At 70.8% G+C, this 13,261-nt stretch carries 15 protein-coding genes; 6 read left to right on the top strand and 9 right to left on the bottom strand.

Going from position 1 to position 13,261, the window contains the following annotated elements; translation table 11 throughout:
* Window positions 1–35 precede the first annotated feature (35 nt).
* Genes ABZT17_RS14410 through ABZT17_RS14440 form a run of 7 tightly spaced genes read right to left on the bottom strand, consistent with a single transcriptional unit; the run spans window position 36 to window position 7,147 of the window.
* A complete protein-coding gene (locus ABZT17_RS14410; RefSeq protein ID WP_356348148.1) occupies window positions 36–353 on the bottom strand; it encodes a hypothetical protein in 318 nt (105 codons plus the stop codon).
* Window positions 319–756, bottom strand: coding sequence for a hypothetical protein (locus ABZT17_RS14415; protein WP_356348150.1), 438 nt, complete (start codon window positions 754–756; stop codon window positions 319–321). The genes ABZT17_RS14410 and ABZT17_RS14415 overlap by 35 nt, the downstream gene beginning before the upstream one ends.
* Window positions 753–1,460 carry an ABC transporter ATP-binding protein gene (locus ABZT17_RS14420; protein ID WP_356348152.1) on the bottom strand — a complete coding sequence of 236 codons (708 nt, stop codon included), beginning with the start codon at window positions 1,458–1,460 and terminating at the stop codon, window positions 753–755. The genes ABZT17_RS14415 and ABZT17_RS14420 overlap by 4 nt, the downstream gene beginning before the upstream one ends.
* Window positions 1,457–2,167 (bottom strand): ABC transporter ATP-binding protein, encoded by a 711-nt coding sequence (locus ABZT17_RS14425; protein ID WP_356348154.1) that lies wholly within the window; start codon window positions 2,165–2,167, stop codon window positions 1,457–1,459. Before ABZT17_RS14425 ends, ABZT17_RS14420 begins: the two co-directional genes overlap by 4 nt.
* The gene (locus ABZT17_RS14430; protein ID WP_356348156.1) at window positions 2,148–4,259 is read right to left on the bottom strand and encodes an ABC transporter permease; all 2,112 of its coding nucleotides are present in this window, start codon (window positions 4,257–4,259) and stop codon (window positions 2,148–2,150) included. The genes ABZT17_RS14425 and ABZT17_RS14430 overlap by 20 nt, the downstream gene beginning before the upstream one ends.
* Window positions 4,259–5,647: an ABC transporter substrate-binding protein gene (locus ABZT17_RS14435; RefSeq protein WP_356348158.1), complete on the bottom strand. Its 1,389-nt coding sequence runs from the start codon at window positions 5,645–5,647 to the stop codon at window positions 4,259–4,261. Before ABZT17_RS14435 ends, ABZT17_RS14430 begins: the two co-directional genes overlap by 1 nt.
* A 45-nt stretch (window positions 5,648–5,692) precedes the next feature.
* Window positions 5,693–7,147, bottom strand: coding sequence for an aldehyde dehydrogenase family protein (locus tag ABZT17_RS14440; RefSeq protein ID WP_356348160.1), 1,455 nt, complete (start codon window positions 7,145–7,147; stop codon window positions 5,693–5,695).
* A 133-nt stretch (window positions 7,148–7,280) separates the two neighbouring features.
* On the opposite strand from ABZT17_RS14440, the gene ABZT17_RS14445 reads away from it, so the two are divergent.
* The 5 genes from ABZT17_RS14445 (at window position 7,281) to ABZT17_RS14465 (ending at window position 10,680) form a co-directional block, all read left to right on the top strand.
* Entirely contained in the window at window positions 7,281–7,748 is a 468-nt protein-coding gene (locus ABZT17_RS14445; RefSeq protein WP_356348363.1) for a pyridoxamine 5'-phosphate oxidase family protein, read from the top strand.
* 83 nt (window positions 7,749–7,831) lie between these two features.
* Window positions 7,832–8,404 (top strand): carboxymuconolactone decarboxylase family protein, encoded by a 573-nt coding sequence (locus ABZT17_RS14450; RefSeq protein ID WP_356348162.1) that lies wholly within the window; start codon window positions 7,832–7,834, stop codon window positions 8,402–8,404.
* Window positions 8,394–8,819: a nuclear transport factor 2 family protein gene (locus ABZT17_RS14455; RefSeq protein WP_356348164.1), complete on the top strand. Its 426-nt coding sequence runs from the start codon at window positions 8,394–8,396 to the stop codon at window positions 8,817–8,819. The genes ABZT17_RS14450 and ABZT17_RS14455 overlap by 11 nt, the downstream gene beginning before the upstream one ends.
* The gene (locus tag ABZT17_RS14460; RefSeq protein WP_356348166.1) at window positions 8,816–9,916 is read left to right on the top strand and encodes an acyl-CoA dehydrogenase family protein; all 1,101 of its coding nucleotides are present in this window, start codon (window positions 8,816–8,818) and stop codon (window positions 9,914–9,916) included. Before ABZT17_RS14455 ends, ABZT17_RS14460 begins: the two co-directional genes overlap by 4 nt.
* A gap of 2 nt (window positions 9,917–9,918) precedes the next feature.
* Entirely contained in the window at window positions 9,919–10,680 is a 762-nt protein-coding gene (locus ABZT17_RS14465) for an acyl-CoA dehydrogenase family protein (protein WP_356348168.1), read from the top strand.
* 139 nt (window positions 10,681–10,819) lie between these two features.
* Here ABZT17_RS14465 and ABZT17_RS14470 read toward each other — a convergent pair whose 3' ends face one another.
* A complete protein-coding gene (locus ABZT17_RS14470; protein ID WP_356348170.1) occupies window positions 10,820–11,527 on the bottom strand; it encodes an SDR family oxidoreductase in 708 nt (235 codons plus the stop codon).
* A gap of 103 nt (window positions 11,528–11,630) precedes the next feature.
* On the opposite strand from ABZT17_RS14470, the gene ABZT17_RS14475 reads away from it, so the two are divergent.
* On the top strand, window positions 11,631–12,476 hold the full coding sequence (locus ABZT17_RS14475) for a helix-turn-helix transcriptional regulator (protein ID WP_356348172.1): 846 nt from the start codon (window positions 11,631–11,633) through the stop codon (window positions 12,474–12,476).
* Here ABZT17_RS14475 and ABZT17_RS14480 read toward each other — a convergent pair.
* Window positions 12,473–13,255, bottom strand: a complete 783-nt coding sequence (locus ABZT17_RS14480; RefSeq protein WP_356348174.1) for an enoyl-CoA hydratase — start codon at window positions 13,253–13,255, stop codon at window positions 12,473–12,475. The genes ABZT17_RS14475 and ABZT17_RS14480 overlap by 4 nt on opposite strands.
* Window positions 13,256–13,261: the final 6 nt, after the last annotated feature.

The following is a 13,261-nucleotide window of genomic DNA, read 5'->3' on the forward strand; positions in this document are numbered from 1 at the left end:
CCTTTCGGTGGTGGAGCCGGTGGGGGTGACGGCGGTCAGTCGGAGGCCGGGAGGGGTTTGGCGGCCTTGAGGGTCATGGGGACGCCGTCGCAGGCGAGTTCGCCGGCTCCGGGACTGGTGCACAGCAGCTCAAGAACGCCGTTTCCGTCTACGTAGCGCTTGCCGAGCAGGGTGACCGGCTCTGCGTCGCCGGCGGGGGCGGGAGGCGCGGTGGCGGCGGCCACGAGCGGGGCGCCACCGCAGGTCAGGGCCGGCTGCGGGTCGGCGGGAGCGCGCACGACGACCACCCGGGTGGTGCACACCGTGCTGGCGAGCTGGTCACCGGGGCGCAGCGTCGGTGCCGGTGAGGTCATGGTTGAGGTCCCTTTCCAACAGGCGGTCGGCGAGCACGGCGAGGTCGTGGGACTGCCGGGCCATCCAGAACCGGAGGAAGCCGGTGAGCGAGTAGCGCAGGAACAGGGCCGCGCCGACGACGGTCGCGGCGATGCCGCCCAGGCCGAGGGCGAGGGCGTCGCGCTGGTCGAGGGGGTTCTGGGTGTTGTGGGAGAGGAAGTAGGACGAGAGCGCGAGGACCAGTCCTACGGCCATCAGGGTGCCGCCGAGACGGAGCCAGAGGCCGGCCCGCGCGGCCGCCGGGTCGGGGATCTTGAGCTCGGCGAGTTCGCGGACGAACCGGTCGGCGCGGGAGTCCGTGCTCGGCTCGCGAGAACCTGGCTGCGCCTCACGGGAGTCTGTGTGGGGCTCGGTGGGTGTCATACGGAACTCCCCAGGTAGAGGGCGGACAGTTCGTCGCGCAGCCCGCCGTCGGGGCGGCCCTGGCGTTCGATGCGGCCGCGCACGAGGACCGCGGCGTGGTCGGCGATGCCGAGGACGGCCGCCGCGAACTGCTCGACGACCAGGACCGCGACGCCCTGCCGGGCGATCTCGGCGACCTGTTCGTAGAGCCGGGAGACGACCAGGGGCGCCAGTCCCATGGACAGTTCGTCGAGGAGCAGCACGGCCGGGTCGGTGGCCAGGCCCCGGGCGAGGGCGAGCATCTGCTGCTCGCCTCCGGAGAGCGTGCCTGCCGCCTGCTTGGCCCGCTTGCCCAGGACGGGGAACCGGGCGAAGGCGACTTCCTCTATCTGTTCCCTGCCGCGGCCCGTGAAGGTCATCATCAGCAGGTTGTCGCGGACGGAGAGGTTGGGGAAAACGCCCCGGCCCTCGGGGATCAGGCAGACGCCGGCCCGGGCGAGGTCGCGGGGGTCCGCGCCGGTCATGTCCCGTCCGCCGAGCAGGAGTCGGCCGGACTGCGCCGGGTGGACGCCTGCTGCCACATGCAGGGCGGTCGTCTTCCCGGCGCCATTGGGTCCGAGCAGCGCGACGACCTGTCCGGCGCCGACCGCGAGGTCGACGCCGTGCAGGACGGTGATGCCCTCGTGGGCGGCGCGGACGGCGCGCAGTTCGAGCAGAGCGTTCACACGTCCCCCAGATAGGCCGCCAGCACCGTCTCGTCGTTGCGGATCACCTGGGGCGGTCCTACGGCGATGACCTTGCCGAGGTCGAGCACGTACACCTCGTCGCACACGCCCATCACCAGCCCCATGTCGTGCTCGACCAGGACGACCGCGGTGCCGTCCTCGGCGAGCGAGCGCAGCAGCGCCGCGAACCGCTCGGTCTCCTCGCCGTCCTGCCCCGCGGCGGGCTCGTCCAGAAGCAGGAGTTCGGGTCGTACGGCCATGGCACGGCCCACCTCGACGAGGCGGGCGACGCCGGTGGGCAGGTTGTCGGCGCAGGTCTCGGCGATACCGGTGAGACCGAGGCGGTCCAGGAGCCCGTCGGTCACCCGTGCCGCCCGCCGCCGGTCGGGGCCGAGCTCCGCCGCGACCAGGAGGTTGTCGCGGACGGTCAACCGGCCGAAGAGTTCGAGGCGTTGGAAGGTGCGGGCCAGTCCGTGCCGGCAACGGCGCGCCGGACCTAGGTGGGTGACGTCGCGGCCGTCGAGGACGACCTTTCCCGACTGGGGCCGGCGCAGCCCGGACACCACGTCGAACAGGGTGCTCTTTCCTGCCCCGTTGGGCCCGATGAGCCCGGTGACACGACCTCGGTCGGCGCTCATCCCGACGCCGTCGAGGGCCCGGTTGCCGCCGAAGGCGACGGTGACTCCGCTAACGTCCAGCAGTGGCACGGACCAGCACCTCCCCGTCCTGCGGGCGCCAGGGACGCCGTATGCCCCACCACTCGACCGGCACGTCCGGTTCGGTCTTCGGGGCCCGGCGAGCGGCGGCCCAGGAGCGCAGGGCGAGCGCGGTCACGAGTGAACCGGCCAGGAACGTCCAGCCGTTGATCGCATCGGTCAGCCGCAGCACCCAGCCCAGTGCCAGGGCGCCCAGCAGCGCGGGCAGAGCGATCAGGTCATGGCCGAGGGGCTCCCAATCGCGCCGGAAGCGGGCGACGATGCCCTCGGGGCTGTGGCCCAGGCCCATTCCGGCCAGGGCCGGCAGCACGGTGACGATGTTCTGTGTCCAGGAGGCCACGCCGATCAGGACGTTCGGTCCGAGGAAGGCGGTCCCGGCGAACAGGCCGTTGCCGACCGCGCCCAGGCCGCCGATCACGGCGACCAGGAAGATCGGCAGTCCGGCGACGAGGTTGAACTGGTCGGCGGTTATGGACCGTTGCTGCATGCCGTAGAGGGCGCCGCCGAGTCCGGCGATGCCGGCCGACAGTGCGAACACGGCGACCTTGGTCAGCAGGAGGTTGCCGCCGAGCGTCGCGTACGCGGCCTCGCTGTCCCTCAGTGCGATCAGGCGCCGTCCGAAGCCGCTGCGGCGCAGCCAGGCGATCGCCAGGGAGGCGAGTCCGAGGCAGACCGCGGCGACGACCGTCAACTCGGCTGCGGAGTCCAGCCGTAGACCGAGGAGGTCGGGTCCGTTCATGTCGACCGAGCCCTGGTCGAAGAGGGAGATGCGCGCCCCGAACAGGTCGAAGGAGGGGAGGGTGAAGATCCATCGGTCCAGGATCACCGTGAACGCGGCTGTTCCCAGGGCGAGATAGACCCCGGAGAACCGCAGTGCCGGCACCGCGATCAGCGCGCCGGCCGCCCCGGACACGGCGATGGCGGCGGCGAGCGCCCACAACTCCCCGTGGGCGCCGAGGTGTCCGTAGGTGACGGCGCCGATGCCGGCCATGCTCAGCTGGCACAGGGAGATCTGACCGGCGTACCCGGCGAGGGGGACGTAGGAGAGTGCGACGATCCCGAGGGAGAAGATCGGGCCGTAGGTGGCGAGTTGGGACTCGTCGAGCACGGTCGCCAGGACGATCCCGAAGGCGACGGTCGAGGCGGCGAAGACGAGTGTGCCGCGCAGGCTGGGGGCCGGGACCTGGACCAGGCGTCGGTCGCGGTGGCGCAGGCCCGGGTGGCGGAACAGGAGGAGAGCGAGGAAGAGCAGCAGGGCGGGGGCGGCCAGGCGCAGTCCGGGCAGGTACGGGTTCTGCGGGAGGTAGCCGGTGAGGTAGCTCTCCAGACAGCCGACGACGACCGCCCCGGCGAAGGTCAGGGGCAGGCTGCGCAGCCTCCCGAAGACCGCTGCCGTGTAGGCGCTGACGATGAGCAGCGACAGCTGGGAGGCGTCGAGGGCGACGGTCGGGGCGATCAATATGCCGCCGACCGCCGCGAGTTGGGTGCCGAGGATCCATGCCACGCGGCTGGCGCGGATCGGGTCGGCACCGGTCAGCCGGACCAGGGCCCGGTCGTCGACGGTGGCGCGCATCTCGGCGCCGGTGCGGGTGCGGTTGAGCAGGAACCACAGACCGGCGGCGACGCCGACGGCGACGGCCATGGTGAGGGCCTGATGCCAGGTGAGGGTGGCCGGTCCGATGTGAAAGGGCTTCTTGTCGGCGAAGAACACCGACAGCGGACGTGGGACGTTGGGGTCCCAGATCCAGCGGGCGGCGGCGATGGCGCCGCTGAGCAGCGCCACCGTCATCACCAACCGCTCGGCCTCGCCGAGGCGTTGCACCGGCCGCATCAGGACCCGTTCCACGGCGAGGCCGAAGGCGGGGGCGAGGACGAGGAGGACCAGCGCCAGGGCCACCGGGACCGGCCAGCCCCAGCCGACGGTGAACTGCCAGTAGCAGAACGCCGCGAGCATGCCCGCCGCCCCGTGCGCGAAGTTGAACACTCCGGTGGTGACGTAGGTGAGCACCAGTCCGCTGCCGATCACCGCGTAGATGGCGGCGGTGCTCAGACCGACGATCCCGAAGGTCAGGAACTGCTCCATTACTTCACATCGCTCAGGCTCTTGCCGACGTCGGCGAGGGTGAGGGGCTTGCCGTAGTCGCCCTTGAACTTGTGGGCGGGCTCGTGGCACCTGTAGGCGCCGGTGTCGGGCTCGAAGTCCGCGGGCTGCCAGCCGTCGGGTGTGGCCTTCTCGATGTTGAAGCAGGTCAGAGGGGCGCCGGGCTGGGACAGGTCGACCGGGGCGAGCAGCCCGCCGCCGGTCCACGCGCTCTCCTTGGCCGCGGCCTCGTAGACGCACTTGCGGGTGAGGTCGTCGCCGCAGGAGGAGGCGGCCTTGGCGAACAGCAGCCAGGCGGCGAAACCGCGGACGCCGGGCAGTGTGATCTGCGCGCCGGGGTCGTACTTCTTGAACAGGGCGACGAGTTGCTGGGTCGCGGGGTTGTCGGCCGCCTTCTCCAGCGGGTACACGCCGCTGAGATCGGCGAAGTTGTTCTGCTGGTCGAGGGACTTCCCGGCGAGCTGGAGGAAGGCCTGACCGTAGGCGTTGTTGTTGGCGTCGATCCAGTCGAGCCTGTAGTTCATCCCGGTCAGGACCTGTTCGAGCTTGGACAGGCTCGCGAAGTCGCCGTTGAAGACCAGGCCCTTGACGCCCTTGCTCTTGATGGACTGCGCGTAGGGCGTCCAGTCGGAGACACCGGCCGCGGGGTAGAGGTCCTGGTAGGTGACCTTCCCGCCGGCGGCCTTCAGCGTCTCCACGGTCTCGCCGTTGAGAACCTTGGTCACGGGGGCGTCGCCGGCGATGGTGCCGACGGCGTCCGCCGACTTCGGGTAGGCCTGCTTCAGCAGCCAGTCGTAGTAGCCGATGTAGCGGGCGTAGGCCGCTCCGCCCGTCTCGTTCAGCTGGAGGTCAGAGCCGACGTTCTGGACCTGGCTGACCTGCGCCGGGAAATCGGGCAGCAGGCACTTGAGCCGGTCCTGCACGCCCAGCGCGTCCAGGGCCGCGCCGCCGCCGACGAGCGCGAAGTCCTGCTTGCAGGCCGCCAGCATCTGCTGACGTACCTGCATGAGGGCGGAGTCCCGGGTGGTGGCGACGAGCTTGCGGCCGTTGATTCCGCCGGCCGCGTTGCACCAGGCCGTGAACACCTTGGCGGTGTCGATGAATTCGGAGTTCTTGGTGAAGCCGACGTCGGAGAAGACGCCGACGTCGATGGCGTCGGCGGTGACGCCCTGGGCCGGCGAGCTCTTGGCGCTTCCCGGACCGCAGATGTTCTTCAGGTCGCCGAAGTCCCCGGACGAGGCCTGCTGCGCGGCCTTCGTCGGGGTCGCGCCGCCGTCGCTCGCGTCGCCGGCGCTGTCATGGCCGCCGCATCCGGCGACGGCGAACAGTGCGGCCGCCGACAGGGCGACGGGGATTGCCTTGACTCTCACGGGGGTTCCTCCTCGGTGGTGTCCCCGAACTGCCGCGTACCGGCGTCAGCCGGCCGGCACGGCAAAGGTCTTGAGCTCGAGGAACTCCTCCAGCCCCGCCACGCCCATCTCCCGGCCGATGCCGGACTGCTTGAATCCGCCGAACGGGGCGTCGGCCGCGAAGAAGTTGCCCCCGTTGATGCTGAAGGTGCCGCTGCGGATACGGCGGGCCACCGCGGTCGCCCGTTCGTCGTCGGCGCCGATCACCGCGCCGGACAGGCCGTACACCGAGTCGTTGGCGATCCTGACCGCGTCGTCCTCGTCGTCGTAGGCGATGACGGCGAGCACCGGGCCGAAGACCTCCTCCTGGGCGATCTCGGCGCGCGGGTCCACGCCGGCGAGCAGGGTGGGCTCGTAGAAGAAGCCCTCGCGCTCGGCGGGCCGTCCCCCGGTGACCAGGCGGGCTCCGTCGGCGACGGCCCGCTCGACCATGCCGTGGACCTTGGAACGCTGCTTCTCGCTGATGAGAGGGCCCATATTGGTCGCGGGGTCGGCCGGGTCGCCGTACTTGACCTTGCCGAGCATGGCGGCGACCAGGCCGACCATCTGGTCGTGCTTGTCTCGCGGGACGAGCAGCCGTGACGTCAGTGCGCAGCCCTGGCCCGCGTGGGAGCAGATGGTGAAGGCGGCGAAGACCGCCGCGTTGGCGAGGTCCGCGTCGTCCAGGACGATCATCGCGGACTTGCCGCCGAGTTCCAGGAACACCCGCTTCAGGGAGGCGGAGGCGGCCGCCATGATGGCCTTGCCGACCGGTGTCGACCCGGTGAAGGTGATCATGTCGATGTCCGGGTGGGTGGTCAGCAGTTCGCCGGTCTCGGGGCCCGAGGAGGTGAGAACGTTGACCACGCCCGCGGGAATGTCGGTCTCCTCGGCGATGATCCGGCCGAGGGCAAGGGTCGTCCACGGGGTGTCGGGGGCGCCTTTGAGTACGACGGTGCAACCGGCGGCGAGCGCGGGGGCGAGCTTGGCGAGGGCCAGCTGGTTGGGGAAGTTGTACGGCAGGATCCCCGCGACAACTCCGCCGGCCTCCTTCTCCACCCAGCGCCGGTGCCGGCGTCCCCGGCTCTCGACGACGCCGAGGTCCTCGCGGAACTCGTAGCGTTCCAGCAGGTCGGCGTAGTACTTCACCATCTCGATCGGCTCGTCGAGCTGTGGGCCGTGCGTGAGCGAGCGCGGTGCGCCCACCTCGGCGATGGTCAACTCCCTCAGTTCCTCGCGGTGTTCGCGCAATGCCTCGTAGAGCTGGCGCAGGCAGCGCAGCCGCAGGTCGCGGTCGCGCATCCAGCCGGTCGTGTCGAACGCGCGGCGGGCGGCGGCGACGGCCGCCTCGACATGTCCGGCCTCGGCGTCGGATGCCGTCCCCAGCACCTTCCCGGTGGACGGATCGACGGTCTCGAAGCTGCGACGCGCAGGCAGGAGTTCCCCGTCGATCAACAGCCGGTCCTCATGGAAAAGACTCACGGCTCCCCATCTCTTCTGGGTGTCACAGGGCCTGCTTGCCACGGTCCTGTCTGCGGTGGAAAGTAGCTTCTCGTTAGATGAGAAGCAACCTGTCGTGCAGGAGAATTAGGCATTCACACGAGAGTCGGGAGGAATCATGCCCGGTCAACGCAGGGGAACCGCGATCGCCATGACGGAGGAGGAGCGGGACGAGTTTCTGCGCACACAGCCCGTGTGCCGGGTGGCCACGGTCGGCCCCGGCGGGCATCCGCACGCCGGGGCGCTCTGGTTCGTCTGGGACGGACACGCGCTCTGGCTCAACTCGCTGACCCGCAGCCGGCGTTGGACGGACCTCGGCCGCGATCCGCGGCTGAGCGTGCTGGTGGACGACGGCGGCTTCGACTTTCTGCGGCTGCGCGGTGTGGAGCTGCTGGGCAGTGCGGAGGTGGTCGGCGAGGTGCCCCGCAAGGGTGCGGCGGTGACGGAACTCGCGGCCCCGGAGAACCTCTTCGCCGACAAGTACATGGGTGGTGGGGAGTTCCGCTACGACGGCCGGCACGGCTGGCTGCGACTGCACCCGGAGAAGATCGTCAGCTGGGACTTCGCCAAGCTGCGCGCATGACGGTTGACGCCACCACGCCAGGGATGAAAATCTGACACTCAGAATTGAGAATTACATTCTCGCCGCCTGTCGAGGGAGTCCGCATGCCGCCTCGCCTGCCTCCGCTGCCGGACGACCAGTGGGACGACCGGACCCGTGAGGTTCTCGCCCCGCTGCTCCCCCGGAGCATGCGCAACGCGGCAGCGGCGGGCAACATGCTCTCCACGCTGGTCCGCCACCCCGAGCTGACCGGCGCCTTCCTCCCCTACAGCACCTACGTCCTGGATCGCTCCACGCTCCCGGCCCGGCTGCGTGAGCTGGTCATCCTGCGCGTGGCCAGGCGGCGCGACTGCGCCTACGAGTGGACCCATCACGTCCATGCCGCCCGGCATCTCGGTCTCAGCGAGGCCGAGATCGAGGCGGCCGGGCAGGGCAAGGCGGCCGATCCGCTGGAGAGCGCGGTTCTCGCGGCCGTCGACGAGCTGGAGGAGGGCTCCGACATCTCCGACGGCACCTGGAGCGCGCTCGCCGAGCACCTCGACGAACGCCAGCTGATGGACCTGGTGTTCGCGGTGGGGTCGTACGCCCTGATGGCGATGGCCTTCAACACCTTCGGCATCCAGCCCGAACACGACGCGCGCGAGCGTGCGCAGAGGAGGCATGCCCGTGGCCGCTGACCACGCCACCGACGATCTCGTGGAGATCCAGCAGCTTCTGGCCCGCTATGCGGTGACCATCACCCGTGGTGACATCGAGGGGCTGCTCACGGTCTTCACCCCCGACGGCACATACAGCGCCTTCGGCGACACCTACCCGCTGGCCGACTTCCCGGCGCTCGTCGCCGCCGCCCCCAAGGGGTTGTTCCTCACCGGTACGCCCCTGGTCGAGCTGGCGGCGGACACGGCGACCGGCACCCAGCCGCTGTGCTTCGTGGACCACGCCACGCACGACATGCGCATCGGTTACTACAACGACACCTATGTCCGCACCGCCGACGGCTGGCGGCTGCGGACCCGGGCGATGACCTTCATCCGCCGCTGCGGCGCGCACGACTCGGGACGGCCGCACGCCTTCGAGCGACCGGCCGTATGAGCGCCTTCACCACCGTCGAGGAGTTCCGCACCGCCGTGCGGGACTGGCTCGACACGCACGACCTGTCCCCCGGCCCCGACCGGTCGCTCGACGCCCAGGTCGCCCAACTCGGGCGGGTCCGCCGGGCGTTGTTCGACGCGGGCTGGATGCGCTACGGCTGGCCGCGCCAGGTGGGCGGTCTGGAGGGCCCCGCCGTCTTCCGCGCGGTGCTCGGCGAGGAGGTCGCCACCCGCGGCCTGGCCGAGCCCGGCATCTACTCGATGGTGGAGGTCCTCACCCCGACCCTGATCTCCTACGCTCGGCCCGAACTGGCCGCCGAAATGGTCCCGTTGCTGCTGAGCGGCCGGGAGCAGTGGTGCCAGGGCTTCTCCGAGCCGGGCTCCGGGAGCGATCTGGCCTCCCTCACCACCAAGGCCGTGCAGCACGGCGACACCTGGGTGGTCAACGGGCAGAAGGTCTGGACGAGTCTCGCCCAGTTCGCGGCCCGCTGCGTCCTGCTCACTCGCACCGCGCCCGGCCACGACGGCATCACCGCGTTCTTCGTCGACATGGACACCCCGGGCATCACGGTCCGCCCGCTGCGCACGATGCACGGCGTGGACGAGTTCGCCGAGGTCTTCCTCGACGACGTGTCCGTCCCCGCCGACCGGATGCTCGGCCGCCCGGGCGACGGCTGGCGCCTCGCGATGGACCTGCTCCCGCACGAGCGTTCCACCTGCTTCTGGCACCGCGTCGCACACCTCTACACCCGGCTCGACCGGCTGCTCGCCCAGAGCGACGTCGCGGACGACACGGCCCTGGGCGCCGCCTATCTCGCCCTGCACACCGTCCGCTGCCGCTCGCACGCCACCCAGCGCCGGCTGGCCGAAGGTGCCCGGCTCGGCCCCGAGACCTCGGTCGACAAGGTGCTGCTCGCCACCGCCGAGCAACAACTCTTCGAGACCGTACGGGACTTGCTGCCCGGGGTGCTGGAGCTGGACGACTCCCCCTGGGGCTCGGAGTACCTGTACTCACGCGCGGCCACCATCTACGGCGGCACCGCCGAGATCCAGCGCAACATCATCGCCCGCCGGCTCCTCGGCCTCGGGAGGGAGTGACCATGGACGCCGCCGAGGTGGAACTGCTGTCGCGGACACTGCGCAAGACGATGACGACCACGGCTGCGGGGCCCGCGCTGGACGCGGCGCTCAGGGAGCTGGGCTGGTCAGAGTTGCTGGCGGAGTTTCCCGATGTGGCGCTGCCGACCGTGTTCCGGCTGCTGGGAGAGACGGGGGCGCATGCCTCGGTCCTCGTCGACGTCGTGGGCTCGGCGATCCTGCCGTACGCGGGCGGCAGATGGGTGGAGTGGGAACGTGGTTCTCCGTCCGTGAGCACGGGGCTCGACGCGGACCTGCCCCTGCGTCCGGTGCCCACGGGTGAGCCGGTTCCGCTCGCCGCCGGCCGGCGAGCCGTCGGCTGGTGGCTGACCGGCAGCGGGCGGGCCATGCTGGCACTCGCGCGGGCCCATGTCCTGGACCGCGTCCAGTTCGGCCGTCCGCTCGCCTCCTTCCAGGCGGTACGGCACCGGCTCGCGGAGACCCTCGTGGCGCTGGAGGGCGCCGAGGCGACCCTCGCGGTCGCCGACGATCCCCTCGGCTCACTGCTGGCCAAGGCGGCGGCGGGGCAAGCGGCGCTGACGGCGGCCCGGCACTGCCAGCAGGTGCTGGGCGGAATCGGGTTCACCGCCGAGCACCCGTTGCACCGGCATGTCCGCCGGGCTCTCGTGCTGGACGGACTGCTGGGCAGCGCACGGGAGTTGACCCGGGAGGCCGGCGCGCTGCTGCGTGCGGAGGGCGCGGTACCCCGGCTGGTTCAGCTGTGAGCACCCGGAACACCGCGTCGCGCGCGGGGTGACGAACGGTGCCGATGCCGGCCACGGCACCGTTCGCCTCGCGAAGTGCGCGCCCAACAACCCAGGAGAGAGCCCCTCCCGAGGAAGGCTCCTTACCCGGCATCGCGACTCACCAGGGCAGCGGGCCGTTGACGTCGAAGAAGCCGCCGGTCGGCCCGTCGGGCGCCAGCTGAGCCATCCGCACGACGATCTCGGCCCCCTGCTCGACGGTCTGCGTGCCCGTGTTGCCGTTGAGGTCCGTCCTGGTGAAGCCGGGCTCCACGGAGTTGATCCGCATGTCGGGGAACGCCTTCGCGAACTGCACGGTGAGCATGTTCACCGCCGTCTTGGACGTCGGGTAGGCGATGCCCGGGTAGAAGTGCGCGGGGTGGTCCGGGTCGGAGAGGCTGGTCAGCGAGGCCAGGCCGCTGCTGACGTTGACCACGACCGGGGCCGCCGAACGCCGCAGCAGCGGCAGGAAGGCGTGGATGACGCGGACGACACCGAAGACGTTCGTCTCGAACGTGTTCCGCATCTGGTCGGCGGTCACGGTCTCGGCTGTGGGAACGCCGTTGTCCTCGGTCCGGGTCTCGATTCCGGCGTTGTTGACCAGGACGTCCACTCCACCGTCGGCCGCGATGGTCTTCACGGCCGCGTCGACCGTGGCGTCGTCGGTGACGTCCAGCAGCACGAAGCGCGCCCCCAGCCGCTCGGCGGCCAGGCGTCCGCGCTCCGCGTCCCGCGCCCCGATGTAGACGGTGTGGCCGGCTGCGACGAGCCGGCGGGCGGCCTCGAAGCCGATGCCCTTGTTCGCTCCGGTGATGAGTGTTGTCGTCATGCCGTCCAGGTTCCGCCGCGGCGACCCGGTCAGCCAGAAGCCCCTTCTTCCTGGGACTGCCGGTACCAGGCACATCCACGGCCGGCGGTGTTGACTGGGGAGCATGACGGCGACGGAACTCGGGCAGGCACTGCGGCGCTGGCGCGACCGGGTCTCCCCGGACGCGGCCGGGCTGCCCTCCGGGCGTTACCGGCGGACGTCCGGGCTGCGACGCGAGGAGCTGGCCCTGCTGGCGGGGATCTCGGTCGACTACATCACACGGCTCGAACAGGGACGGGCCGCCAGTCCGTCCGTCCAGGTCGTCGAGGCCCTCGCGCGGGCACTGCGCCTCTCGGGCGACGAACGGACCTACCTGTTCGGGCTGGCGGGACTGGTCGTGCCGGGCCCCGACATGGTGCCCGCGTTCATCACGCCCAGCGTGCAGCGGCTCCTCGACCGGCTGGTGGGCACACCCGTCGCGGTCTCCGACGCGGCGATGACGCTGTTGCTGGCCAATCCGATGCACGCGGCCCTGATGGGCGATCCGTCCACCCTGCGCGGTTTCGAACGCAACGGGGTGTGGCGCAACTTCATGGGCGTGCCCGGCCGGGTGCGGCACACCCCGGAGGAACGGCGGGCCTTCGAGGCCGGCCTGGTCGCCGAGCTGCGCGCGGCCTCCGCCCGCTATCCCGCCGACCGGCAACTGGGGTGCCTGATCGCCGAGTTGCGCGGCGAGAGCGCGCGATTCGCGGAGTTGTGGGAGGCGGGAGGGGTCGGCCGGCTGCAGACCTCGCACAAGACGGTCGAGCATCCCCAGGTCGGTCTGCTGACCCTGGACTGCGACCTGCTGAGGGTCGACGAGAGCGATCTTCACATCCTCGTCTACTCGGCCGAGCCGGGCACCGAGGCGGCCGAGAAACTGGAGCTGCTGTCCGTGCTCGGCACCCAGAACCTGGCCGAGAAGGGCTAACGCAGCTTCTCCTTCATCTCGTCGAGCTTCGCGAGAATGGGGTATCCGCTGACGCTCAACGCGTTTCCGTGACCGGTCTGGTGGATGTCGAAGACCGACTGGACGGCGGCGTAGAAGCCCTGTACGTCCTGGGTCTGGTTGACGGCCCGCTTGGCCTGGCGGAGGCCGAAGGCCGGCATCCCGGCCATCTGCTCGGCGAGTTCGCGGGTGGTGCCGTCCAGTTCCGCTCGGGGGACGACCCGGTTGACCATGCCGACCTTCTCGGCCTCCGCCGCGGTGAGGGGGCGTCCGGTGAAGAGGATCTCCTTGGCCTTGCGCGGCCCCAACTCCCAGGTATGGCCGTGGTATTCGACCCCGCCGATGCCCATGGTGACCACGGGGTCGGAGAACAGGGCGTCCTCGGAGGCGACGATCAGGTCGCACGGCCAGCACAGCATCAGCCCGCCGGCGATGCAGCGGCCCTGGACGGCGGCGATCGACGGCTTGGGCACGTTCCGCCAGCGCAGTGTGTACTCCAGGTACCGGCGGTTCTCGGCCCGGTAGATCCACTCCAGGGTGATCTCGTCCGGGGACGGCCAGCGGTCCTTGAGGTCGTGCCCGGCGGAGAAGTGCCTGCCCTCGGCGCGCACCACGATCACCTTGACGTCCTCGTCCTCGGCGGCCCGGGTCCAGGCGGCGTCGAGTTCGTCGAGGAGAGCCGCGTTCTGGGCGTTGGCGACCTCGGGGCGGTTCAGGGTGAGAGTCGCGATCCGGTCCTTCACCTCGTACAGAATGTGCACGGATCT

The organism is Streptomyces sp. NPDC005648, from assembly GCF_040605395.1.
Taxonomy (GTDB): Bacteria; Actinomycetota; Actinomycetes; order Streptomycetales; family Streptomycetaceae; genus Streptomyces.